Below are 22,114 nucleotides of genomic sequence, written 5' to 3'. Positions count from 1 at the left end.
GGAGCGAATCACCGTGACCATCACCCAGCCCGACCTCAGTGTCTTCGAGACCCTCGAGTCCGAGGTGCGCAGCTACTGCCGCGGCTGGCCCACCGTCTTCGACCGCGCGCAGGGCAGCCGGATGTACGACGAGGACGGTCATGCGTACCTCGACTTCTTCGCCGGTGCCGGCTCACTCAACTACGGCCACAACAATCCCGTACTCAAACGGGCCCTGATCGACTATCTGTCCCGGGACGGGGTCACCCACGGCCTGGACATGTCGACCACGGCCAAGCGGTCCTTCCTGCAGACCTTCCAGGACCTGGTGCTGCGCCCGCGCGACCTGCCGTACAAGGTCATGTTCCCGGGCCCGACGGGCACCAACGCCGTCGAGTCGGCGCTGAAGCTGGCCCGGAAGGTGAAGGGACGCGAGGCGATCGTGTCGTTCACCAACGCCTTCCACGGGATGTCCCTCGGCTCCCTCGCCGTCACCGGCAACGCCTTCAAGCGGGCCGGGGCCGGCGTCCCGCTGGTGCACGGCACCCCGATGCCCTTCGACAACTACTTCGACGGCACGGTCCCGGACTTCCTGTGGTTCGAGCGGCTGCTCGAGGACCAGGGCTCCGGCCTGAACAAGCCCGCCGCGGTGATCGTGGAGACCGTGCAGGGCGAGGGCGGCATCAACGTCGCCCGGCCCGAATGGCTGCGCGCGCTCAAGGAGTTGTGCGAGCGGCAGGACATGCTGCTGATCGTCGACGACATCCAGATGGGCTGCGGCCGTACCGGCGCCTTCTTCTCCTTCGAGGAGTCGGGCATCACCCCGGACATCGTCACCGTCTCGAAGTCCATCAGCGGCTACGGCCTGCCGATGTCGCTGTGCCTGTTCAAGCCCGAGCTGGACGTCTGGGAGCCGGGCGAGCACAACGGCACCTTCCGCGGCAACAACCCCGCGTTCGTCACCGCGACCGCCGCCCTGGAGGCGTACTGGACCGACGGCTCGGCCATGGAGAAGCAGACCCGCACCCGCGGCGAGCAGGTCGAGCAGGCGCTGATCTCCATCACCGAGGAGAACCTCGCCGATGTGCGGGAGTACCGCGGGCGCGGTCTGGTCTGGGGCATGGAGTTCCGTGACAAGGCGCGGGCCTCGCGGGTGGCCCGGCGGGCCTTCGAGCTGGGGCTGCTGATCGAGACGTCCGGCCCCGAGGGCGAGGTCGTCAAACTGCTGCCCGCTCTCACCATCACCCCGGAGGAGCTGGACGAGGGCCTGAGCATCCTCGCCCGCGCCGTCCGCGAGACCGCCTGACCCGGTCTCTTCCGTACAGCCCGTTCGTACAGCTAGGAGGAAGTACAGCACCGTGATCGTCCGATCGTTCAAGGACATCGAAGGCACCGACCGGCACGTCAAGTCGAAGTCCGGCACGTGGGAGAGCAAGCGGATCGTCCTCGCCAAGGAGCGGGTCGGCTTCTCCGTGCACGAGACCATCCTGTACGCCGGCACCGAGACGCACATGTGGTACGCCAACCACATCGAGGCCGTCGTCTGCACCCGGGGCGAGGCCGAGCTGACCGACCGCGAGACCGGGCAGACCTACACCATCACGCCCGGCACCATGTACCTCCTGAACGGGCACGAGCGGCACACGCTGCGCGTCAAGGAGGACTTCCACTGCATCTGCGTGTTCAACCCGCCCGTGACCGGACGGGAGGACCACGACGAGAACGGCGTCTACCCGCTGCTCACCGAGCCCGAGGAGGTGTGAGGAACCATGACCACTGCTCCCGTCAAGGACCTCTACCCGACGCGCGGCACCACCGAGGTGACCGTCCCGCGCCAGGACCCGGTCGTCTGGGGCTCCCCGGACACACCGGGCCCGATCCCCACGGCGGATCTGCAGGCGTACGAGCGTGACGGCTTCCTCGCCCTCGACCAGCTGATCACCCCGGACGAGGTCGAGGTCTACAAGCGTGAGCTGGACCGCCTGGTCGGCGACCCGGCCATCCGCGCCGACGAACGCTCCATCGTGGAGCCGCAGTCGAAGGAGATCCGCTCGGTCTTCGAGGTGCACCGGATCAGCGAGGTGTTCGCGAACCTGGTGCGCGACCCCCGGGTGGTCGGCCGCGCCCGGCAGATCCTCGGCTCGGACGTGTACGTCCACCAGTCCCGGATCAACGTCAAGCCCGGTTTCGGCGCGAGCGGCTTCTACTGGCACTCGGACTTCGAGACCTGGCACGCCGAGGACGGCCTGCCGAACATGCGCACGGTGTCCGTCTCGATCGCGCTGACCGAGAACCACGACACCAACGGCGGCCTGATGATCATGCCGGGCTCGCACCGGACGTTCCTGGGCTGCGCCGGCGCCACGCCCAAGGACAACTACAAGAAGTCGCTGCAGATGCAGGACGCGGGCACCCCGTCCGACGAGGCGCTGACCTCGCTGGCGAGCGAGCACGGCATCCGGCTGTTCACCGGCAGGGCCGGGTCGGCGACCTGGTTCGACTGCAACTGCATGCACGGCTCCGGCGACAACATCACGCCGTTCCCGCGCAGCAACGTCTTCATCGTGTTCAACAGCGTGGAGAACACGGCCGTGGAGCCGTTCGCGGCACCGATCCGCCGGCCGGAGTTCATCGGGGCGAGGGATTTCACTCCGGTGAAGTGACCTCGTCGGCGTGACCCCCCGACCACCGGGCCGGGGCCTCCTCGTGTGGGACGGGAGGCCCCGGCCCGGTCGTGTCAGCCGGACAGGGCCGCCAGCAGGCGGTCCACGTCGGTGGCGGTGTTGTACAGGTGGAAGGCCGCACGCAGATTGCCCGCGCGGTTGGACACCTCGATGCCCTCCTCGCTCAACTCCGGCTGCCGGGAGCCGAGTCCCGGCACCGAGACGATCGCCGAGCCGGGCGCGGCCACGGGCTTGTGACCCAGGTCCGCGAGGCCCGCCCGGAACCGGTCGGCGAGAGCCACGTCGTGGGCGTGGATCGCCGCCACGCCGAGTTCCTCGACGAGGTCCAGGGAGCGGCGCAGGCCCGCGAAGGTGAACAGGGCGTGGCTGAGGTCGAACCGCCGCGCGGAGCGCGCGAGTTCCGCGACCGGGCCGTAGCAGCTGTCCCACGGCTTCTCGGCCGCCACCCAGCCCGCGAGCACCGGCGTCAGCCCGCCGAGATCCTCGGGGACGGTGAGGAAGGCGGCCCCGTGCGGGCCCAGCAGCCACTTGAAGGTGACGGAGGCGGTGAAGTCGTAGGCGCCCGCGTCCATGGGGAGCCAGCCGGCGGACTGGGAGAAGTCGACGTAGGTGCGCGCGCCGTGCCGGCGGGCGGCCTCGCGCAGGGCGGGCAGGTCGGCGAGGCGTCCGTCGGCGGACTGGGCGGCGCTGACCGCGACGAGCGCGGTGCCGGGACGGACGGACTCGGCGATCCGCTCCAGCGGGACCGTGCGGACCTTGAGGTCGCCGCGGACGTGGAAGGGGTTGAGCACGGAAGTGAAGTCGTCCTCGGCGGTGAGGACTTCGGCGCCCGCGGGCAGCGACGCGGCGATCACGCCGGTGTGCGCGGCGACCGAGGCGCCCGCCGCGACCCGGCCGGCCGGGACGCCGGCGAGCCGGGCGAACGCCGCCCGGCAGGCCTCCACGTCCTCGTACAGCGGCGTCAGCGGCCGGCCCTCGGCCCGCAGCAGCGCCGCTTCGTGCAGGGCGGCGACGGCGCGGGCCGGCAGCAGACCGTTGCTCGCGGTGTTGAGGTAGATGCTCTTCGGGGCGAACTCGGCGCGGACGAGGTTCTCGAACGTCTCCGTGGTCTCCATGGGACCACTCTGCGGCCCCGGGAAGTCACCGTCCATTGCGATTTTTCGCGTGGCTCCCCTCAGGAGTCCTTATACATGCGCCCCGACCTGCGGTTCAGCCCTGCTGCGGCACCGCGCAGCCGTCCGGGCCGCAGGCCGCCCCGTCCTCGTGGTCCCCCTGGCCGACCGGCTTCAGCAGCGGGGAGCGCTCGCCCCAGGCCTGCGTCAGCGCCTGGGTGAAGACCTCGGACGGCTGGGCGCCGGAGACGCCGTAGGTCCGGTCCAGGACGAAGAAGGGCACGCCGGTCGCGCCCAGCCGGGCGGCCTCGCGCTCGTCGGCGCGGACGTCGTCGGCGTGGGCGTCCGGATCGGCGAGCACCGCGCGGGCGGCCTCGGCGTCCAGACCCGCCGCGGCGGCCAGTTCCACCAGCCGCTCGTCGCCCTCGGTGAAGACGGACCGCTCCTCGGCGAAGTTCGCCCGGTACAGGACCTGGATCAGCTCGTCCTGCCTGCCCCGCTCCTTGGCGAAGTGCAGCAGGCGGTGCATGTCGAAGGTGTTGCCGTGGTCGCGGTCCCGGGTGCGGTACTCCAGGCCCTCGGCGGCGGCCTGGGCGCCCAGGTGGTCCTCGCCGGCCTGGGCCTGCGCCTCGCTCATGCCGTACTTCCTGGTCAGCATGGTGATCACCGGCTGGACGTCACCCTTGGCGCGGCCGGGGTCGAGCTCGAAGGAGCGGTGCACCACCTCGACCTCGTCACGGTGCGGGAAGGCGGCCAGCGCCTTGTCGAAACGGGCCTTGCCGACATAGCACCAGGGACAGGCGATATCGGTCCAGATTTCGACACGCATACTCTCGGCTCTTCTCCAGGTCGTACGGGCACGGAGGATCTCCCCGCCGCCGGTACGTGAACGTTCAAGCAGCGCGTTTCATTCCCGGGACGGCACGGCGTACCGCAGATACAGGTGGTGGTCTCCCTCGACGGGCGGGTTCTCCGGGTCCGGGACCCAGCCCTGGCGGGCGTAGAAGGCCTGGGCGCGCCGGTTGTCCACGTGGACGTCGAGGACGGCGGTCCGCCTGCCGTCGGCCCGCCACTGCTCCACGCAGTCCGCGTGCAGGGCCGTGCCGACGCCCGAGCGCCAGTGGCCGGGGTCGACGTGGAACTGGAACAGCTTGACCGTGTCGGCGGCTGCGCCGTCCGGGGTGCGGAAGGAGGCGATCCCTACGATCCGGCCCTGTTCGACGGCGCACAGCACATGGCCGTCGGGGCGCTCGATGGAGCCGCGCCAGGCCTCGCTCCAGTCGATCCCGTCCTGCGGGAGGCCGTCCGGGTAGTACGTCGAGCGGGCCCGCAAGTGCAGATCGGCGATGGTCCCGGCCTCGGCGGGCAGGGCGGTGCGGATCAGCAGGGCGCTGGTGACACGTGCTCGGATCATGCATCGGAGGACGTGACAGCGCCGGTACCGGTTCCGTCGTGGCCGGTTCGGCCGGACCGGCCACGGCAGGCGCCCCGGCCTTCCCGCTCAGCTGCCGTCGCGCAGGTCGGCCGGCCAGGAGTGCCGGAACTCGAGGTGGTCGTAGGTGACCACGCACCCCTCCCCCAGTGGCGACTGGGTCATGAACCCGACCAGCGCGGCGTCCGCCTCCTTCTCCTCACCCAGGGTGAACAGCCGGACGAAGGTCCAGCGTTCCCCGTCGCGGGAGGCGTGGAAGGCGAAGGCCCGCCCGGTGCGACTGACCCGCAGCCACACCGAACTGCCCTGAACGGTGAAGGAGTTGGCGTCGTCGGAGTGTCCCCGGGTGACCACCGTGCAGACGGTGGGCACGTCCGGGGAGTACTCCAGGCAGAGCTTGGCCCAGGCCCGCTCGCCGACGTGGACGTACAGCACGCCGGCGTCGAAGGACGCGTTGAACCCGACGGTGACCCGGGCGATCAGCTGGAAGTCCCCCACGGGCGCCCCGAGCAGCCGGGGCGCGTCGGTCGCGGGATCCAGCGCTTCCCCGGTGGGCGTGACGAACCGGTCCTGCCGGGGCCCGGCCCATCCGGTGAGTACGCCGTCCTCGTAGGACCAGTTGCCGTCGGGGCCGTAGGTGCGAAGCAGGAAAGGCAGTTCGGGAAGTTCCACGTCCATGGGCCGATTCTCGCAAGGGTGTCCGGGCGCCCGGGGTGCTACCGCTCCAAAACCCCGTTGAACCGCCGGGGAAGTCCGAGGGGGTTGTCGTCGCGCAGCTCCTGCGGCAACAAGGCCGTCGGCGCGTTCTGGTAGACGACCGGGCGCAGCCACCGCTCGATGGCCGTGCCGCCCACGGACGTGGAGGTGGAGGTCGTCGCGGGGTACGGCCCGCCATGGTGCTGGGCCGGGGCCACGGCGACACCGGTGGGCCACGCGTTCACCACGACGCGCCCGGCCAACGGGGTCACCTCGGCGAGGAGTTCGGCGCCCCGCCCCTCGCCTGCGGCCTCCTCCGCGGACAGCTGCACCGTGGCCGTGAGGTTGCCCGGGAGCCGGGAGAGGACCGCCGCGGCCTCGCCCTCCTCCTCGTAGCGGGCCACGACGGTGACCGGCCCGAAGCACTCCTCCAGCAGCACGTCGTACGCCCCCTCCTGCGCCAGCCTGCTCGCCGGCACCGTGAGGAACCCCGCGCTGACCGTGTGCGCGCCGCCCGCGCCCGGGGTCACCGGGGACTCGACCTCCGCCAGCCGGGACCGCTCCTCGACCCCGGCGATGAAGTTGTCCCGCATGCGGTGGTCGAGCAGGACCCCGGCCGCGGTGTCGCCGACCGCGTCGGTCAGGGCCTTCACCAGCCGGTCACCCGCCGCGCCGGACGGCACCAGCACCAGGCCCGGCTTGACGCAGAACTGCCCGACGCCGAGGGTCATCGACCCGGCGAGCCCGCCGCCGATCTCCTCGGCCCGCTCGGCCGCCGCGGCCTGCGTGACGAGGACCGGGTTCAGCGAGCCCAGCTCGCCGTGGAACGGGATCGGCACCGGACGCGCGGCGGCGGCGTCGAACAGGGCCCGCCCGCCCCGGACCGAGCCGGTGAACCCGGCGGCGGCGACCAGCGGGTGCCCGATCAGCTCGACGCCCGCCTCGAAGCCGTGCACCAGGCCGACCACACCCTCCGGGATGCCGTGCTCGGCGGCGGCCCGGCGCAGCACCTTCGCGACCAGCTCGGACAGGGCCGGGTGGTCGGGGTGGGCCTTGACGACGACCGGGCAGCCCGCGGCGAGCGCGCTCGCGGTGTCGCCGCCGGCGACGGAGAAGGCGAAGGGGAAGTTGGAGGCGGAGTACACGGCGACGACGCCGAGCGGGACCTTGTAGCGGCGCAGGTCCGGGACGGGCGGGGTCGCGGTCGCGTCGGGGTGGTCGACGACGACGTCGAGGAAGGCGCCCTCGTCGACGATGTCCGCGAAGGCCCGCAGCTGGTAGACGGTGCGGGCGAGTTCGCCGGTCAGCCGGACCGGGCCGAGCGCGGTCTCGGCGTCGGCAGTCCCGACCAGGCCGTCCCCGGCCGCCTCCAGGCCTGCCGCCGCCGTGCGCAGGAAGGCGGAGCGTACCGCCCGGCCGGCGAGGGCGCCGCGCGCGGCGTGGGCGGCCCGGACTGCCGCGTCCACCTCCTGGGCTGTGGCTTCCACCGCAACCCGTTCACGCTGCTTCCCGGTGCGCGGGTCGACACTCCAGACTGGTGCTGCTGCCACCGCGGGTCCCTCCCAGTAAAAGGCCGCACTATCCAGGTCACCCATCAGCCGCGTTCGATATACTGAACACTGTCTCTGATGATGAATTCGCTGTTCGGAGACTATATATCTCAGGTCCTCGTCGAACGAAGGGGTCAAGGCCGATGACGGCAGGCGACGCAGGGGGCGGGGCGCAGGTCAAGTCCGCGGTACGGACCGTTGAGCTGCTGGAGTACTTCGCCGGCCGGCCCGGTATGCACTCCCTCGCGGCCGTGCAGGAGGCGGTGGGGTACCCCAAGTCCAGCCTGTACATGCTCCTGCGCACGCTCGTGGAGCTGGGCTGGGTGGAGACGGACGCGACGGGCACGCGGTACGGCATCGGGGTGCGGGCGCTGCTGGTGGGCACCTCGTACATCGACGGTGACGAGGTGGTGGCTGCGGCCCGGCCGACCCTGGACCGGCTCTCGGACGACACCACGGAGACCATCCACCTGGCCCGGCTCGACGGCACCAACGTGGTCTACCTGGCCACCCGCCAGTCCCAGCACTACCTGCGCCCCTTCACCCGGGTCGGGCGCCGGCTGCCGGCCCACTCCACCTCGCTCGGCAAGGCGATCCTCGCCACGTACACCGACGAACAGGTGCGCAAGCTGCTGCCGGAGACCCTGCCCGCGCTCACCGAGAACACCCTCACCGACCGGGAGAGGCTCATCGAGGAGCTGCACCAGGTCCGGGAGCAGGGCTTCGCGGTGGACCGCGAGGAGAACACGCTGGGTCTGCGCTGCTTCGGGGTGGCGATCCCGTACCGCACGCCCGCGCGTGACGCCATCAGCTGCTCGGTGCCGGTGGCCCGGCTCACCCCGGCCCACGAACAGATGATCAAGGACGCGCTGTTCGACGCACGGGACCGGCTGACGCTCGCGACCCGCAGACTCTGAGCCCCGGGACCCTTAGGCTCGGGTCCCATGGAGATCGCGCTGCGCACCGTGCAGGACAGTGACCTGCCGGTGTTCTTCCGGCAGATGACCGACCCGGAGGCCGTCCGGATGGCCGCGTTCGGCCCGGAGAACCCGTACGACCGGGACACCTTCGCGGCCCACTGGCAGCGCCTCCGGGACTCCTCCGACGTGCTGCGCACGGTCCTGGCCGACGGGGCCGTGGCCGGCAGCGCGGCGGTCTACGGCGTGGCCGGTGAACGTGAGGTGACGTACTGGATCGACCGCGTGCACTGGGGTCGGGGCGTGGCGACGGCCGCGTTGCGGGCCCTCCTCACCGAGGTGCCCGAGCGCCCGCTGTACGCCCGGGCCGCCGCCGACAACACCGCCTCGCTGCGGGTGCTGGAGAAGTGCGGCTTCCGGGAGAGCGCGCGGGCGCGGGGGTATGCGGGCGGGCGGGGCGAGGAGATCGCCGAGGTGGTCCTCATCCTGGAGGAGTGATCCTCCTCCCCCGGGCGGCGGAGCGGGTTCGTCGGGGCGCAGGAGGTGAACGTCCCGGCCAAGCGGGAGCGTTGGGGCATGACCTCCTCGACCGTCCCCCGCCCGGCCGCCGTTGCCGCCGTCTCCTCGCGCCGCCGGGCGCTGCGACTCGTCGCGATCGCCGCCTGCCTGCCGTACCTCTCCCTGAAGGTCGCCTGGATCTCCGGGAGTCACCTCGGCATCCCGGACGGCAGTCCGCTGCTGGAGCAGCGGCTGACCATGGCCCTCGCCAACGGGCTCACCGTGCTGATGGACGCGGCCGTCGTGGTGCTGGCCCTGCTGCTGACCCGCCCGTGGGGGGTGCGCGTGCCCGCCTGGCTGCTCGCGGTGCCGATGTGGATCGCCACCGGACTGCTCGCGCCGATCATGGTCGGGTTCCCGCTGCAGCTGCTCCTGAACCGGGGCGGGGGCGGCGGGGGCGACAAGCCCTTCCTGGACGGCTGGGTGTTCGCGCTGGTGTACGGCGGGTTCATCGTGCAGGGGCTGGCGCTGGGCACGCTGTTCGCCGGGTACGCCCGCACGCGCTGGGGGCGGCTGTGGCGGGGGCGGGTGCGGGAACTGCCCGCGCGGGCCGGGGCGTCCGCGCAGCGCCTGACGGCCGTGACGGTGATGTTCCTGGGGCTGGCCGCGGGCGCGGTGCGGCTGCTGTGGGCCTGCGGGGTCACGGCCGGCCGGAGCGGGGGCGGAGACCGGCTGATGGAGGCCGTGTACGTCCTCTTCCTCGCCGCCGCCGTCACCGGCGCCGGGCAGCTCGCCTTCCACCGGGGCCGCTCCCTGCCGGTCGCCGTGCCGCTCGCGCTGGCCTGGGTCGGCTCCGGCGCCGTGGCCTGCTGGGGCGGCTGGACTGCGCTGGCCACGCTGGTGACGGCCCACACCCTCGCCGACCGGCCGACACCGCTGCTGAGTCTCACCTACGCTGTGCAGATGATCGTCGGCTTCCTGGTGGCGAGCCTCACGGCCCACTTCCTCGCGGAGCGGTCCGTCAAGGCACCGCGGTGAGACGGGCGTTGAGCCCGCTGCTCGGCGGGCGGGCGCGGCGCCGCTGGGTCCACCTGATCCTCGGCGGCGCGCTCGCCATGCCGTACGTGCTGGTCGGCTCGGTGATCGTCGGTCCGTTGACCGGGGTGGACGACGTCTTCACCTCGCTGCCGCTGCAACTGGGGTCGTTCGCCGTGGGCCTGCCGATCGCCGCCGTCACCTCGGTGTTCCCGCTGACCCGGCCGCTGGAGTCCACCGCCGTGCGCGCCCTGTGCGGGGTCGACGGGGACGCCCTGTCCCACCGCCCGGCCCGCACCGGGGCCGAACGCGCGCGTACGGCGGCCTGGTTCACGCTGCACCTGGGGCTCGGCGCGATCGTCTCGGGGATGTCGCTGGCCGTACCGCCGTTCGCGACGGTGCTGATCGTGCTGCCCGTGTTCGCCGGGCTGCGCCACACCTCGCTCGGCCTGCCCCATGTGCTGGACCACGGCTGGGCGCCGGCGCTGTCCCCGGTGGCCGGGCTGGCGATGCTGTGCGCGCTCGCCGCGTGCGCCGCGGGCTGTGGGGCGCTGCTGGCCCACTGGGCGCCCGCCCTGCTCGGGCCCACCCCGCAGGACCGGCTGGCCGCCGCCGAGTCCCGCGCCGCCGACCTCGCCGTCCGCAACCGGCTCGCCCGCGAGCTGCACGACTCCGTCGGCCACGCCCTCAGCGCGGTCACCCTGCAGGCGAGTGCCGCCCGCCGGCTGTTCGACACCGACCCGGAGTTCGTCCGCGAGGCGCTGGCCGCCATCGAGGACACCACCCGGCGCACGGTCGGCGAACTCGACGCCGTCCTCGGGGTGTTGCGGGACGGGGACACGCCCGGCACCGCGCCCGCGCCGACCCTCGCGGCCGACCTGGACGGGCTGCTGCGCCGTACCCGGGCCGCCGGACAGCCGGTGACGGCCACGGTCGACGCCGACCCGGGCGCGCTGCCCCCGCTGGTCTCCCGGGAGGCGTACCGGATCGTGCAGGAGGGGCTCAGCAACGCCCTCAAGCACGCCGGTGAACCGGTCAGCGTCCGTATCGCCACCGCCGACGGCCACCTGGAGATCACCGTCGAGAACCCCCTGGGCGCCGCCGTCCCGGCGACCCGCCCCGGCGGCGGCCACGGCCTGCGCGGCATCGCCGACCGGGTGCGGCTGCTGGGCGGCAGCGCCCAGGCCGGAGTCGCCGGGGCTGCCTGGCGTCTGCACGTACGACTGCCGTTGACCGCCCGCTGAGCCGAGGGACCCGCATGACACAGCCCGCACCGATCCGGATCGTCCTCGCCGACGACGAGCGCATGGTCCGCACCGCTCTGCGCGCCATCCTCTCCGCCGAGCCCGGACTGGAGGTGGCCGGCGAGGCGGCGACCGGCGCCGAGGCGGTGTCCGTGGTCCGTGAACTGCGGCCCGACGTCGTCCTCATGGACGTCCGCATGCCCCAGGTCGACGGCATCCGGGCCACCGAGCAGATTCTCGCCACCACGGAACGGCCGCCGCGGGTGATCGTCGTGACCACCTTCGAGAACGACTCCTACGTGTACGACGCCCTGCGCGCCGGGGCCGCCGGCTTCCTGCTCAAGCGGTCCGACGCGGACACCCTCGTCCAGGCGGTACGGCTGGTCGCGCGCACCGACAGCCTGCTGTTCCCGTCGGCCGTACGGGCCCTCGCGGCCCGGCACGCCCGCGCCGCCGCACCGTCCGCGCCCTGGGTGAGCAAGCTCACCGGACGCGAACGCGACGTGCTGCGGCACATGGCCGACGGGCTGACCAACGCGGAGATCGCCCGGCGCCTGGACGTGGGTCCCGCCACCGTGAAGACGCACGTGGCGGCCGTCCTCGCCAAGACCGGCGCGCGGGATCGCACCCAGGCGGTGATCGCCGCGTACGAGACCGGTTTCCTGAGCGCGGGATGAGCACCCGATGAGAAATCCGGGCGTACGGGAACGATCCACCCCCGTCCGCTCGTCTTCCGAGCGGGATGAACAAGACGATCAGGCGGGCGTCCGTCTTCGCACTGCTGCTCGTGCTCGCTCTGCTGGTCAGGGCGACCTGGGTGCAGTTCTACGACGGCAAGGCCCTCGCGGACGACAACGACAACCGGCGGAACGTGATCGAGACGTACTCACGCCCGCTCGGGAACATCATCGTGGCCGGGAACGCGATCACCGGCTCCGCCCGGACGACAGGGAGCGACCTCGCGTACAAGCGGACGTACAAGAACGGCAAGCTGTACGCGGCGGTGACGGGCTTCGCCTCGCAGGCCTACGCCCCGACCCAGCTGGAGGGCATCTACCAGGACCTGCTGAACGGCACGGACAACCGTCTGAAGACGGTGATGGACACCGTCACCGGCGAGCGTGCCGAGCCGGGGAACGTGCTCACCACCATCGACCCGGACGTGCAGAAGGCGGCGTACGACGCGCTCGGTGACAACAAGGGCGCCGCCGTCGCGATCGACCCGAAGACCGGCAGGATCCTCGCGGTGGTGTCGACCCCCTCGTACGACCCTGCCTCGCTCACCGACGCGAACACGGCCGGTGGGGCGTGGAAGCGGCTCAACGCGGACAAGGACAAGCCGCTCACCAACCGCGCGCTGCGCCAGCCGCTGCCGCCGGGCTCGACGTTCAAGCTGGTCGTGGCGGCGGCCGCGCTGGAGGACGGGCTGTACAAGGACGTGGGCGAGCACACCGACAGCCCGGACCCCTACACCCCGCCGGGCACGTCGCACGTACTGGAGAACGAGAACAAGTCGGCGCCGTGCAGGAACGCCTCCATCCGCGTCGCCCTGCAGTACTCCTGCAACAACGTCTTCGGCCACATGGCCGTCCAGCTCGGCCAGGACAAGGTGCGGTCCATGGCCGAGAAGTTCGGCTTCGACGACGACGAGCAGGACGTGCCGGTCCGCTCCTACGCCAGCGTGTACCCCTCCGGCATGGACAGGGCGCAGACCGCGCTGTCCGGCATCGGCCAGTTCGACGTCACCGCGACCCCGCTGCAGATGGCCATGGTGTCGGCGGCCATTGCCAATGGCGGCAAGCTGGTCTCGCCGCACATGGTGTCCCAGATCACCGACAGTGGCGGTGATGTGTTGAAGGACTACGACTCCGACGCCGGGACCAAGGAGATCATCAGCGCCTCCACGGCCGAGCAGCTGCAGTCGGCGATGGAGACGGTGGTGAAGGACGGTACGGGCACCAATGCGCTGATCGACGGCGTGACCGTCGGCGGCAAGACCGGTACCGCCCAGCACGGCGAGAACAACAGCAAGACGCCGTATGCCTGGTTCACGTCGTACGGGAAGTCCGACAGCAGCGGCAAGGAGGTCGCGGTCGCCGTGATGGTGGAGCAGTCGGACGCGGCTCGCTCCGAGGTCAGCGGCAACGGGCTGGCGGCACCGGTGGCCAGGGCGGTGATGCGGGCGGCGCTGAAGTGAGGCGCCCGAGTCGGGCGTCCCTCACTTGACCCCGAGCACCTGCTCCAGCGGATCGATCGCGAAGTACACCAGGAACAGCGCCGACACACCCCACAGCAACCAGTTGACCTCCTTCGCCTTGCCCAGCACCGTCTTGATGACGACGTAGGACAGGAAGCCGGCGCCGATCCCGTCGGTGATGGAGTAGGTGAACGGCATCGCGGCGATGGTGAGGAACGCCGGGACGGCGATGTCGTAGCGGTCCCACTCGATGTGCTTGACCTGGGTCATCATCAGGAAGCCCACCGCGATCAGCGCGGGTGCCGCCGCCTGCAGCGGGACGATGGTGAGCAGCGGGGTCAGGAAGAGGGCGAGTCCGAACAGGCCGCCGGTGACCAGGTTGGCGAAGCCGGTGCGGGCGCCCTCGCCGACACCGGCCGCCGACTCGATGTAGGCGGTGTTGGAGGAGGCGGAGCCGAGACCGCCCGCGACGGCGGCGGCTCCGTCGATGAACAGGACTCGGCCGATGCCCGGTACCTGCCCCTGCTCGTCCAGCAGTCCGGCCTCGGCGCTGATGCCGACGATCGTGCCCATGGCGTCGAAGAAGTCGGACAGGATGAGGGTGAAGACGAGCAGGACGGCGGTGACGACACCGGCCTTGGCGAAGCCGCCGAACAGGCTGAAGTGACCGAGCAGCCCGAAGTCCGGGGTGGCGACGATCGTGTCGGGCACCTTGGGCGTGGTCAGGCCCCAGCTCTTGATGTCGGCGACGGAGTCGATGACGATCGCGACGAGGGTCGTCGTCACGATGCTGAGGAGGATCGCGCCCTTCACCTTCCGGGCGAGCAGCGCGACGGTGAGCAGCACGCCGAGGCAGAAGACGAGCACGGGCCAGCCGGTGAGCCGCCCGACGGCGCCGAGCTGAACCGGCACGGTGGTGCCGGCGGCGTCCGGGACACGGCTGACGAACCCGGCGTCCACGAACCCGATGAAGGCGATGAACAGGCCGATGCCGACGCCGATGGCCTGCTTCAGCTGGTGCGGGATCGCGTTCATGATCGCCTGCCGGAGCCCGGTGAGCACCAGCAGACAGATCACGAGGCCTTCGAGGACGACCAGGCCCATCGCATCGGACCAGCTCATCAGCGGGGCCAGCTGGAAGGCGACGACGGCGTTGAGACCGAGGCCGGCGGCGATGGCGAGCGGGAGGTTGCCGCCGACGCCCATGACGACGGTCATCACACAGGCCACCAGCGCGGTGGCGGTGACGAGTTGGCCGGTGTCGAGGGAGTGGCCGAACTTGTCCTTGGCGCTGCCCAGGATGATCGGATTCAGGACAAGGATGTAGGCCATGGTGAAGAACGTGGCGAAGCCGCCGCGTATCTCCCGGCCGAACGTCGATCCGCGTTCGGAGATCCTGAAGTACCGGTCGAGGCGGTTGCGGGCAGGTGGCGCGGCGTACGGCCGCTCGTCCACCGTCTGCGTCTCGGACATGGTCCAACTCCTCGTCGCCTGGTCGGGGGTGTGCGGATGTTGGCCGGAATGTAGCTCTGTTAAACCCGACTTCAGGTTTTCTCTGTGTTACGAATCCGAGTTCGGTCGGCCATACAGTGTTCGACCCTCCGCACAACTCGGTGCCGCGCCGAGCAGAGGTCGCCCGTGGGGCCAGTCGTCGTCGACGCCGCCTCCGTGGAGTTCCATGCCTTCTTCGAGCGGCACTACGCCGAACTCGCGCGCCTCGCATATCGGTTGACCGGCGAGACGGACGTCGCCGACGATCGGGCGGCGGACGCGCTGCTCGCCCTGCGGCACCGCTGGGGCCGGGTGGGCGCCGCCGACCACCCGGTGGCGTACGCGCGGGGCGTGGTCGCCAACCTGGCCCGTACCCGGATCCGCAGCGCGGTGCGCGAGCGCCGGCGGATCGCGCTGTTCTGGTCGCACCGCGAGGAGAGGACCGAGGGCCCGGACGTCGCCGGCACGACCGACGGCCACCCGTACGCGGTGACCGCGACTTCGCCGTGCACAGCGGCGGCCCCGGCGGCTCCCGAGGCTCCCGGCTCACCCCAGGCCGAGCGCCGCGCCCGCGGGGGCCGTGCCGGTGCCCCGCCGTGAGCCCCCGTCACGGCACGGTGCCGCCGATGACGGGGGCCGGTTCGTCAGGAGACGAAGTAGGTCGGGTTCGGCAGCTTGTACGTGCGGTCGGCGTGGCCGCCGTCGAGGTCCGAGTACTGGTCGCCGAAGTTGGCGATGATCTCGTAGCCCAGGTCGTCCTCGATGTGCTCGCGGGTGCCGCCCTTGTACTGCACGGTCGTGCAGTTCCAGGTGCCCGGGGTGGCGCAGTCGCTCAGGTAGGCCGGCGGGTTGGCCTTGTCCTTGAGGAACATGTGGTCGGCGTCGAGGTTCACATCGGCGCCCACCTTCTTCAGGTTGGCGACGGCGGCGGCGCGCTGCGCCTCGCTCAGCCCGGAGTTGTAGAAGACCTCGACGCCCTTGGACTCGGCGTACCGGACCAGCTCGGGGCTGCCGAAGACGGCCGGACGGTCGGCGCGGTTCACGTAGTCGTTCCACGTGGTGGAGTTGTACGTGTAGTTGTAGCGCTTCTCGTAGTCCAGGCTGAGCAGCAGCGTGTCGTCGATGTCGAACACGACGGCCGGCTTCTCGCCGTGACGGTGCGCCTTGCGGGCCGCCTTGTCGATGTAGCGCTTGGCGTCGGCGTCGATGCGCGCCAGGTCCTCGGCGTACGGGCTGTCCGGGGACGCCTGGTAGACGCCGTTGCCGTCGGCGGTGGTGCCGTAGTAGGTGTCGATGTCCTTCACCAACTGCCCGATGTTGTAGGGCTCGTGGGTGGAGTTCGCCGTCGACTGACCGGCGGTGGCCGCGCCCGCGCCGTACAGCGCGGCACCGGCGAGGGCACAGGCGGCACCGGCGGCGACGACTCTGTGGGACTTCCGCATGGATTCTCCGGATCTGGTGAATGTGAGTGACGTACCAGGTCACGCCTTGTCTACGCGCATAACACCCTGCGCTGCGAGGGCTGTTATCCGATCGATACGCATTTATCGCGCGGGGTATCGCCGGGGTACGGTCGCGGCACGGGGCTCCGGAACCGGTCACGTGCCCGGCCAGGGCATGACGATGTGACCTCCCTGAGGATGCGGACTCCGAGGCCGCCGCCCATGCCGAGGGAGGAGCTCCTCCGTGAGAACGCCGCCGGATACGACGATGCCCTGGCACGACTCACTCCCTGAACTGCTCACGATGCTCCTCGGAGTTGATCTGCCCGGCGTGCAGCAGCTCCGGGACCAGATCGCTGAGGTTCGTGTCACGGGGCACTGGGGAGCCCGGTCTCCCAGTGTGGACCTGGACGTGCCGTCGTGGGCTGCGGCGGCTGTGGTCGCGGGCGGGGTCCTTCCGGTCGTCGGCGCTGTGCGGGACGCATCCGGGGAGCCGGTCGGCGAGCTGCTCGTGTGGGTGAACGGCGGAAGGCTGTCCGCGCTCGAGTTCGCCTGGTACGGCGACACCCCGCCGACGGAGTTGCCGGATCCGGCTCTCGTCACGGTGGCGGTCGAGCGGAGAGGATCACAGGGGTGAGATTCGTCGATGTCCGGTGGCAGGAGCATGGGTTCTTCCTCGACCCACGCCGGTACCTGGCCGAGCTGCCCCGCCTGCGTGGTCTGCTTCCGCCGGGTGCCTGGGCCTTCGTCTCAGGCCCGGGACACTACGACATCCCCGGTGGCGTCCGGTGCGTGAAGGATCTGGAGCTGGCCGGGATCCGTCCCGCGACCGACAAGAGCGGGCGGCTCGTCCTGGAGTTCGCGCCGAACCGGTTCAAGCACGACGCCGGGCTGCGCATCAGCTACTCGGGCGTGCGGCACTTCTCCATCGACCATCACCACGCGATCGACTGGCTGCGCGTCGACACCGTGCTGCTCGACGAGATCCTCCCGGACGACGCCGGCGACGAGGACGGTGCCGAGGGCGCCGGCTGTGTGCACGAGATCGCGCTCACCGACGCCTCGATCACCGTCCGCTGTCAGGACCTCCGGGCGGAGTGGGTGGCGTGGGGGGACCACGGCGTCCAGTCCCCCAGGTGACGATCGTCGTGTCGGCGGGGACAAAGGCCTTGATGGAGGCGTCCTGCCGGGCCTGGGAGGCGCGGCGCAGGCCCTCGGGGCTGTCGTCGGGATCCCCGTCGAGGTTCTTGCCGTGGCCCCACACCGCCGGGTCGTAGGTCTGTCGAGTCCCGCGAGCCGTTCCGCCACGGCTCGGTCGGGTTGTAGTTCTGCAGGCTGTAGGAGAAGACTCTGAGCACCGGACAGGCGATGAAGCCCGGCATCAGCAGGGCCGCCGGGGCGATCAGCAGGTACGGCAGCCTGCGCGGGGTCGCGGAGGCACGGCGCCGCCAGAGTGGCACGGGTGGTTTCGTCACGGCTGCGGCCGGGGCCATGACTGTTTCTCCGTTCGCGGGGAGCGGTGTGGCGGGTGCAGCGGGTACAGGAAGCGCTTGCTCCATGGGCATGGGTGAAGCACTTCACCTCTTGCGATGCGTGGGTCAGCCGGCGTACGGGTCCGGCACCGTGCCCGGCCGGGCCAGGAACTCGAAGTCGCAGCCCGTGTCGGCCTGCGTGATCTGCTCGTCGTAGAGGGCCCCGTAGCCGCGCTCGTACCGGGCGGGCGGCGGCGTCCACGCCTCCCTGCGGCGCTCCAGCTCCGCGTCGTCCACGTGGAGACGGAGCGTGCGGGCCTCGACGTCCAGGGTGATGAGGTCCCCGGTGCGGACCAGGGCCAGCGGGCCACCGATGTACGACTCGGGCGCCACGTGCAGCACGCAGGTGCCGTAACTGGTGCCGCTCATGCGGGCGTCGGAGATCCGGACCATGTCCCGCACGCCCTGCTTGAGCAGGTGGTCGGGGAGGGGGAGCATGCCGTACTCGGGCATGCCCGGGCCGCCCTTGGGCCCGGCGTTGCGCAGCACCAGCACGCTGTCGGCGGTGATGCCGAGCGCGGGGTCGTCGATGGTGCGCTGCATGGTCCTGTAGTCGTCGAAGACGACCGCCGGGCCGGTGTGCCGGAGCAGCCGGGGCTCGGCCGCGATGTGCTTGATGACCGCGCCGTCCGGGCAGAGGTTGCCGCGCAGGACGGCGACCCCGCCCTCGCGCGCGACCGGTTTGTCGCGGGGCCGGATCACGTCGTCGTCGTGCACCCGGGCGCCGTCGATCTGCTCGCGCAGGGTGCCGTACGACACGGTCGGCCGGTCCAGGTGGAGCAGGTCCGGGATGCGGGAGAGGAAGCCGGGCAGGCCGCCCGCGAAGTGGAAGTCCTCCATCAGGTACCGCTGTCCGCCGGGGCGCACGTCGGCGAGGACGGGAACGGTGCGGGCGATGCGGTCGAAGTCGTCCAGGGTGAGCTTCACCCCGGCGCGGCCCGCCATGGCGATCAGATGGATCACGGCGTTGGTGGAGCCGCCGAGGCCGAGGACGGTGGTGACGGCGTCCTCGAAGGCCTCCCGGGTGAGTATCTGAGACAGTCTCCGGTCGTTGCGCACCAGCTCCACGGCCGTCATCCCCGCCCTGGCGGCCATCCGGTCGTGCCCGGAGTCGACGGCGGGAATGCTCGACGCGCCCGGGACGGTCACGCCGAGCGCCTCCGCGGCGGCGGTGAGCGTGGACGCCGTCCCCATGGTCATGCAGTGTCCCGGGGAACGCGCGAGGCCGCTCTCCAGCTCGCCGATCTCGCAGTCGCCGATCAGGCCCGCGCGCTTGTCGTCCCAGTACTTCCACATGTCCGTACCGGATCCCAGCACCTCGTTGCGCCAGTGCCCGGGCAGCATGGGTCCGGCCGGCACGAAGACGGCGGGCAGGTCCACGCTGGCCGCGCCCATCAGCAGCGCGGGCGTCGACTTGTCGCATCCGCCCATCAGCACGGCCCCGTCGACCGGATAGGAGCGCAGCAACTCCTCCGTCTCCATCGCCAGCAGGTTCCGGTAGAGCATCGGCGTCGGCTTCTGGAAGGTCTCGCTCAGTGTCGAGACCGGGAACTCGAGGGGGAACCCGCCGGACTGCCACACCCCCCGCTTCACCGCCTGTGCCCGGTCCCGCAGATGCACATGGCAGGGGTTGATGTCGGACCACGTGTTGAGCACGGCGATCACGGGCTTGCCCAGATGCTCCTCGGGCAGATACCCGAGCTGCCGGGTCCGGGCCCGGTGGCTGAACGACCGCAGTCCGTCGGTCCGGTACCACTGATCGCTTCGCAGCTTCTTCATATCGGCCACCCGGCGGCGACGGCGGCGACCTCGGCGCGTTCGTCCTCGGGCAGTGGCTTGCTCGGCGGGCGGACGTCCCTGCGGCACAGGCCGAGCGCGGCGAGGGCCTCCTTGACGACGGTGACGTTGTCGGCGGAGCCGTGCGCGGCGCGCAGTTCCTCGAAGCGGCGGATCTGCTCCCAGACCTTCATGGCGGCCGGGTAGTCACCGGATCGAAGCGCTTCAAGCATGTTCAGCGAGACGGCCGGGGCGACGTTCACGAGTCCTGAGGTGAACCCGGTGGCGCCCGCGGAGAAGTAGCAGGGGGCGTACGGCTCGGCGAGACCGGCGACCCAGACGAAGCGGTCCAGGCCGGCGTCGCGGGCGAAGGCGGCGAAGCGGGCCGCGTCCGGTACGGCGTACTTGACGCCGATGACGTTCGGGCAGTGGTCGGCGAGTTCGGCGAGACGGGCGCCGGGCAACCGGTCGTTGCGGATGTACGGCACCACGCCCAGCTCGGGGACGGCCTCGGCGATGGCGCGGTGGTAGTCGACCCAGCCGGCCGCCGAGACGTACGGGTGCACGGGCTGGTGGACCATGACCATCCGGGCGCCGAGGTCGCGGGCGTGCCGTGCGGAGGCGACGGCGGTGGGCAGGTCGTGCCCGACGCCCACCAGGATCGTGGCGCGGTCGCCGGCCTCGTCGACCGTCAGCTCGGTGACGAGGCGGCGCTCCTCGGGAGTGAGGGCGTAGAACTCGCCGGTGTTGCCGCACGGCGTGAGCGTGCGGATCCCGCCGTCGAGGAGCCGGCGCAGCAGGGCCCGGTGGGCGGACGGGTCGACGCTGCCGTCCTCGGCGAAGGGGGTCACCGGGATGGCCACCACGTCGGCCAGGGCCGCCCGTTGGGTCTCGAATGCCACGGTGCTCATTCCTGGCCTCCCTCTGCCCAGGCTTCGGGGTAGGCGCGCTCGACGAAGGACGCGATGTGGGCGTGCAGGGCGCGGGCCGCGCCGTCCGCGTCGCCTTCCAGGGCGAGCCGGAGGATCTCGCGGTGTTCGTCGGCCTCACGCTCCCAGGAGGGGGAAGCCGCCCAGGCGACGGCGGAGACGAGGGCGGCCTGGTCGCGGACCTCGTCGAGCATCCGGCCGAGCAGCGGATTGCCGCAGGGCAGGTAGAGGGCGCGGTGGAACTCGCGGTTGGCGAGGGAGCGTTCGGCGGTGTCGGTGGCGTCGTCGGCGCGGGTCAGCGCGGAGCGGGCGGCGTCCAGGGAGGCGCCTCTGCGCACCGCCCGGCGCAGGGCCTCCGGCTCCAGCAGCAGGCGCACGTCGTAGACCTCGCGCGCCATGTCCGCGTCCACCATGCGCACCGTGACGCCCTTGTACTGGCTCATCACGACCAGCCCGGTCCCGGCGAGGGTCTTCAGCGCCTCCCGCACCGGGGTCTTGGACACCCCGAACTGTGCGGCCAGCTCCGTCTCGACCAAGGCCTGGCCGGGCGTCAACCGCCCCGTCAGGATGCGGTGTTTGATCGCGTCCAGCACGTACTGCGTGCGGGACGGGATCGGCGTGGGCACAGAGGTCATGCGGCCCTCTCGGATCTCACGTATCGCGTCTCATATATGACGTACGAAGTACGACGTGTTGAAGGTAGGAGGGGGCCCGGGTGTCGTCAATGCTTCTGACAAAGAAGGCGGATGACGTCCCGCGAAGCAGGCGGGCGGCGTCCTCAGACGGTGTGGATGTCGCCCTCGACGGCGGTGTAGGTGGGCCGGCCCGCGGTCTCGGCCGCCCGCGCGGTGGCCGCCTCCCGGTCGAGGGTGGGCCCGACATGGGTGACGAGCAGCTCGCGCACATGGGCGGCACGAGCGATGCGGCCGGCGTCCTCCGGAGTCAGATGGACCTGTTCGCCATCGCGATGGACGTCGATGTCGGCCTCGCACAGGAACAGGTCGGCCCGAGCGGCGAGTTCGACGAGCGCCGGGCAGGGTCCACTGTCGCCCGAGTACGCGAGCACGCTGCCCTGGCACTCGGCGCGCAGCCCGTAGGCCTCGGTGCCGTGGGCGACGGCGCGGGCGCTCAGGCGGAGGTTCCAGTGCCGGACGTCGTGCCCGTCGTACAGGTCACGGAAGTCGAAGACGCCCTTGAGGAAGTCGACGTCCGGGCGCCCGAGGAATCCGGCCAGCCGGCGGGCGCAGTCCTGCGGGGCGTACACCGGGATCGGGGCGGGCGGGGCCGTCCCGCCGAAGGCGAACGCGTAGGCCGCGGCCAGCAGGTCGGCGCTGTGGTCGGCGTGCAGGTGCGAGATCCAGATCGCGGTGAGCCGCGCCGGATCCGTGTGCCGCTGCAACGTGGCGAACGTGCCGGGCCCGGCGTCCACCCACACCTCGGCGCCCCCGCCGGAGAGCAGATACCCCGAGCAGGGCCGGTCGGGGCCCGGGTGCGGGGAGGCGGTGCCGAGGACGGTGAGCGTGAGAGGCATGGGGCGAGAGTACGACGGCGGGGCGGCCGTTCCGGCCCACTCGGGCAACCGGAGGGCACCGCCCGGCCC

Annotated in this window: 23 protein-coding genes and 1 pseudogene; 12 read left to right on the top strand and 12 right to left on the bottom strand. The window is 71.5% G+C overall.

Going from position 1 to position 22,114, the window contains the following annotated elements; translation table 11 throughout:
* Positions 1 to 13 precede the first annotated feature (13 nt).
* Genes ectB through thpD form a run of 3 tightly spaced genes read left to right on the top strand, consistent with a single transcriptional unit; the run spans position 14 to position 2,642 of the window.
* Complete coding sequence (ectB, locus tag ACIHEJ_RS14020) at positions 14 to 1,285, top strand: diaminobutyrate--2-oxoglutarate transaminase (RefSeq protein ID WP_400135041.1); 1,272 nt, start codon at positions 14 to 16, stop codon at positions 1,283 to 1,285.
* A 52-nt stretch (positions 1,286 to 1,337) separates the two neighbouring features.
* Positions 1,338 to 1,742 carry an ectoine synthase gene (locus ACIHEJ_RS14015; RefSeq protein ID WP_362112171.1) on the top strand — a complete coding sequence of 135 codons (405 nt, stop codon included), beginning with the start codon at positions 1,338 to 1,340 and terminating at the stop codon, positions 1,740 to 1,742.
* A gap of 6 nt (positions 1,743 to 1,748) precedes the next feature.
* Positions 1,749 to 2,642 (top strand): ectoine hydroxylase, encoded by an 894-nt coding sequence (gene thpD, locus ACIHEJ_RS14010; RefSeq protein ID WP_400135040.1) that lies wholly within the window; start codon positions 1,749 to 1,751, stop codon positions 2,640 to 2,642.
* Positions 2,643 to 2,716: 74 nt separating this feature from the next.
* Here the strand turns inward: thpD and ACIHEJ_RS14005 are convergent, their stop codons facing one another.
* The 5 genes from ACIHEJ_RS14005 to ACIHEJ_RS13985 all read right to left on the bottom strand — a co-directional run bounded on the left by ACIHEJ_RS14005 (position 2,717) and on the right by ACIHEJ_RS13985 (position 7,453).
* On the bottom strand, positions 2,717 to 3,778 hold the full coding sequence (locus tag ACIHEJ_RS14005; RefSeq protein ID WP_400135039.1) for an aminotransferase class V-fold PLP-dependent enzyme: 1,062 nt from the start codon (positions 3,776 to 3,778) through the stop codon (positions 2,717 to 2,719).
* A gap of 94 nt (positions 3,779 to 3,872) precedes the next feature.
* Positions 3,873 to 4,604 (bottom strand): DsbA family oxidoreductase, encoded by a 732-nt coding sequence (locus ACIHEJ_RS14000; protein WP_400135038.1) that lies wholly within the window; start codon positions 4,602 to 4,604, stop codon positions 3,873 to 3,875.
* Positions 4,605 to 4,682: 78 nt separating this feature from the next.
* Positions 4,683 to 5,189 (bottom strand): GNAT family N-acetyltransferase, encoded by a 507-nt coding sequence (locus ACIHEJ_RS13995; protein WP_400135037.1) that lies wholly within the window; start codon positions 5,187 to 5,189, stop codon positions 4,683 to 4,685.
* 87 nt (positions 5,190 to 5,276) lie between these two features.
* Positions 5,277 to 5,885, bottom strand: a complete 609-nt coding sequence (locus tag ACIHEJ_RS13990) for a DUF1349 domain-containing protein (protein ID WP_400135036.1) — start codon at positions 5,883 to 5,885, stop codon at positions 5,277 to 5,279.
* 38 nt (positions 5,886 to 5,923) lie between these two features.
* Positions 5,924 to 7,453 carry an aldehyde dehydrogenase (NADP(+)) gene (locus ACIHEJ_RS13985; RefSeq protein ID WP_400135035.1) on the bottom strand — a complete coding sequence of 510 codons (1,530 nt, stop codon included), beginning with the start codon at positions 7,451 to 7,453 and terminating at the stop codon, positions 5,924 to 5,926.
* Between the two features lie 143 nt (positions 7,454 to 7,596).
* Between ACIHEJ_RS13985 and ACIHEJ_RS13980 the strand changes: the two genes are divergently transcribed.
* The 6 genes from ACIHEJ_RS13980 to ACIHEJ_RS13955 all read left to right on the top strand — a co-directional run bounded on the left by ACIHEJ_RS13980 (position 7,597) and on the right by ACIHEJ_RS13955 (position 13,344).
* Positions 7,597 to 8,370, top strand: a complete 774-nt coding sequence (locus ACIHEJ_RS13980; protein WP_400135034.1) for an IclR family transcriptional regulator — start codon at positions 7,597 to 7,599, stop codon at positions 8,368 to 8,370.
* 27 nt (positions 8,371 to 8,397) lie between these two features.
* A complete protein-coding gene (locus tag ACIHEJ_RS13975) occupies positions 8,398 to 8,868 on the top strand; it encodes a GNAT family N-acetyltransferase (RefSeq protein WP_400135033.1) in 471 nt (156 codons plus the stop codon).
* A 78-nt stretch (positions 8,869 to 8,946) separates the two neighbouring features.
* Positions 8,947 to 9,906: a hypothetical protein gene (locus ACIHEJ_RS13970; protein WP_400135032.1), complete on the top strand. Its 960-nt coding sequence runs from the start codon at positions 8,947 to 8,949 to the stop codon at positions 9,904 to 9,906.
* On the top strand, positions 9,903 to 11,147 hold the full coding sequence (locus ACIHEJ_RS13965; RefSeq protein WP_400135031.1) for a sensor histidine kinase: 1,245 nt from the start codon (positions 9,903 to 9,905) through the stop codon (positions 11,145 to 11,147). The genes ACIHEJ_RS13970 and ACIHEJ_RS13965 overlap by 4 nt, the downstream gene beginning before the upstream one ends.
* A 14-nt stretch (positions 11,148 to 11,161) precedes the next feature.
* Positions 11,162 to 11,824: a response regulator gene (locus ACIHEJ_RS13960; RefSeq protein WP_400135030.1), complete on the top strand. Its 663-nt coding sequence runs from the start codon at positions 11,162 to 11,164 to the stop codon at positions 11,822 to 11,824.
* 65 nt (positions 11,825 to 11,889) lie between these two features.
* Positions 11,890 to 13,344: a peptidoglycan D,D-transpeptidase FtsI family protein gene (locus tag ACIHEJ_RS13955; protein WP_400135029.1), complete on the top strand. Its 1,455-nt coding sequence runs from the start codon at positions 11,890 to 11,892 to the stop codon at positions 13,342 to 13,344.
* Positions 13,345 to 13,365: 21 nt separating this feature from the next.
* On the opposite strand, the gene ACIHEJ_RS13950 is transcribed toward ACIHEJ_RS13955, so the two are convergent.
* Positions 13,366 to 14,817: an NCS2 family permease gene (locus ACIHEJ_RS13950; protein ID WP_400135028.1), complete on the bottom strand. Its 1,452-nt coding sequence runs from the start codon at positions 14,815 to 14,817 to the stop codon at positions 13,366 to 13,368.
* 165 nt (positions 14,818 to 14,982) lie between these two features.
* On the opposite strand from ACIHEJ_RS13950, the gene ACIHEJ_RS13945 reads away from it, so the two are divergent.
* Positions 14,983 to 15,435, top strand: coding sequence for a sigma factor (locus ACIHEJ_RS13945; protein ID WP_400135027.1), 453 nt, complete (start codon positions 14,983 to 14,985; stop codon positions 15,433 to 15,435).
* A gap of 44 nt (positions 15,436 to 15,479) precedes the next feature.
* Here the strand turns inward: ACIHEJ_RS13945 and ACIHEJ_RS13940 are convergent, their stop codons facing one another.
* The gene (locus tag ACIHEJ_RS13940) at positions 15,480 to 16,277 is read right to left on the bottom strand and encodes an HAD family acid phosphatase (protein ID WP_400135026.1); all 798 of its coding nucleotides are present in this window, start codon (positions 16,275 to 16,277) and stop codon (positions 15,480 to 15,482) included.
* Between the two features lie 244 nt (positions 16,278 to 16,521).
* Here ACIHEJ_RS13940 and ACIHEJ_RS13935 point away from each other — a divergent pair, with 244 nt between their 5' ends.
* A complete protein-coding gene (locus ACIHEJ_RS13935; RefSeq protein WP_400135025.1) occupies positions 16,522 to 16,914 on the top strand; it encodes a hypothetical protein in 393 nt (130 codons plus the stop codon).
* A complete protein-coding gene (locus ACIHEJ_RS13930; protein WP_400135024.1) occupies positions 16,911 to 17,417 on the top strand; it encodes a hypothetical protein in 507 nt (168 codons plus the stop codon). The genes ACIHEJ_RS13935 and ACIHEJ_RS13930 overlap by 4 nt, the downstream gene beginning before the upstream one ends.
* A gap of 155 nt (positions 17,418 to 17,572) precedes the next feature.
* Here the strand turns inward: ACIHEJ_RS13930 and ACIHEJ_RS13925 are convergent.
* From ACIHEJ_RS13925 to ACIHEJ_RS13905, 5 genes and pseudogenes are all read right to left on the bottom strand, one after another.
* Positions 17,573 to 17,770: pseudogene (locus ACIHEJ_RS13925) on the bottom strand (sugar ABC transporter permease); the annotation flags it as partial.
* 105 nt (positions 17,771 to 17,875) lie between these two features.
* The gene (gene araD / locus ACIHEJ_RS13920; RefSeq protein WP_400135023.1) at positions 17,876 to 19,588 is read right to left on the bottom strand and encodes an L-arabinonate dehydratase; all 1,713 of its coding nucleotides are present in this window, start codon (positions 19,586 to 19,588) and stop codon (positions 17,876 to 17,878) included.
* Positions 19,585 to 20,496, bottom strand: coding sequence for a dihydrodipicolinate synthase family protein (locus ACIHEJ_RS13915; protein ID WP_400135022.1), 912 nt, complete (start codon positions 20,494 to 20,496; stop codon positions 19,585 to 19,587). Before ACIHEJ_RS13915 ends, araD begins: the two co-directional genes overlap by 4 nt.
* Positions 20,493 to 21,149 (bottom strand): GntR family transcriptional regulator, encoded by a 657-nt coding sequence (locus ACIHEJ_RS13910; protein WP_400135021.1) that lies wholly within the window; start codon positions 21,147 to 21,149, stop codon positions 20,493 to 20,495. The genes ACIHEJ_RS13915 and ACIHEJ_RS13910 overlap by 4 nt, the downstream gene beginning before the upstream one ends.
* 143 nt (positions 21,150 to 21,292) lie before the next feature.
* Complete coding sequence (locus ACIHEJ_RS13905) at positions 21,293 to 22,045, bottom strand: MBL fold metallo-hydrolase (protein WP_400135020.1); 753 nt, start codon at positions 22,043 to 22,045, stop codon at positions 21,293 to 21,295.
* Positions 22,046 to 22,114 lie beyond the last annotated feature (69 nt).

Origin of the sequence: Streptomyces sp. NPDC052301 (assembly GCF_044593395.1) — a bacterium.
In the GTDB taxonomy this organism is placed as follows: domain Bacteria; phylum Actinomycetota; class Actinomycetes; order Streptomycetales; family Streptomycetaceae; genus Streptomyces.
This window is presented reverse-complemented; position numbering and strand designations above follow the sequence as displayed.

What these genes read in the sequence shown, in the direction of transcription:
- thpD (WP_400135040.1), top strand. Translation starts at nt 1,749, where the DNA reads ATGACCACTGCTCCCGTCAAGGACCTCTACCCGACGCGCGGCACCACC.
- ACIHEJ_RS14005 (WP_400135039.1), bottom strand. Translation starts at nt 3,778, where the DNA reads ATGGAGACCACGGAGACGTTCGAGAACCTCGTCCGCGCCGAGTTCGCC.
- ACIHEJ_RS14000 (WP_400135038.1), bottom strand. Translation starts at nt 4,604, where the DNA reads ATGCGTGTCGAAATCTGGACCGATATCGCCTGTCCCTGGTGCTATGTC.
- ACIHEJ_RS13995 (WP_400135037.1), bottom strand. Translation starts at nt 5,189, where the DNA reads ATGATCCGAGCACGTGTCACCAGCGCCCTGCTGATCCGCACCGCCCTG.
- ACIHEJ_RS13990 (WP_400135036.1), bottom strand. Translation starts at nt 5,885, where the DNA reads ATGGACGTGGAACTTCCCGAACTGCCTTTCCTGCTTCGCACCTACGGC.
- ACIHEJ_RS13980 (WP_400135034.1), top strand. Translation starts at nt 7,597, where the DNA reads ATGACGGCAGGCGACGCAGGGGGCGGGGCGCAGGTCAAGTCCGCGGTA.
- ACIHEJ_RS13975 (WP_400135033.1), top strand. Translation starts at nt 8,398, where the DNA reads ATGGAGATCGCGCTGCGCACCGTGCAGGACAGTGACCTGCCGGTGTTC.
- ACIHEJ_RS13970 (WP_400135032.1), top strand. Translation starts at nt 8,947, where the DNA reads ATGACCTCCTCGACCGTCCCCCGCCCGGCCGCCGTTGCCGCCGTCTCC.
- ACIHEJ_RS13960 (WP_400135030.1), top strand. Translation starts at nt 11,162, where the DNA reads ATGACACAGCCCGCACCGATCCGGATCGTCCTCGCCGACGACGAGCGC.
- ACIHEJ_RS13955 (WP_400135029.1), top strand. Translation starts at nt 11,890, where the DNA reads ATGAACAAGACGATCAGGCGGGCGTCCGTCTTCGCACTGCTGCTCGTG.
- ACIHEJ_RS13950 (WP_400135028.1), bottom strand. Translation starts at nt 14,817, where the DNA reads ATGTCCGAGACGCAGACGGTGGACGAGCGGCCGTACGCCGCGCCACCT.
- ACIHEJ_RS13940 (WP_400135026.1), bottom strand. Translation starts at nt 16,277, where the DNA reads ATGCGGAAGTCCCACAGAGTCGTCGCCGCCGGTGCCGCCTGTGCCCTC.
- araD (WP_400135023.1), bottom strand. Translation starts at nt 19,588, where the DNA reads ATGAAGAAGCTGCGAAGCGATCAGTGGTACCGGACCGACGGACTGCGG.
- ACIHEJ_RS13915 (WP_400135022.1), bottom strand. Translation starts at nt 20,496, where the DNA reads ATGAGCACCGTGGCATTCGAGACCCAACGGGCGGCCCTGGCCGACGTG.
- ACIHEJ_RS13910 (WP_400135021.1), bottom strand. Translation starts at nt 21,149, where the DNA reads ATGACCTCTGTGCCCACGCCGATCCCGTCCCGCACGCAGTACGTGCTG.
- ACIHEJ_RS13905 (WP_400135020.1), bottom strand. Translation starts at nt 22,045, where the DNA reads ATGCCTCTCACGCTCACCGTCCTCGGCACCGCCTCCCCGCACCCGGGC.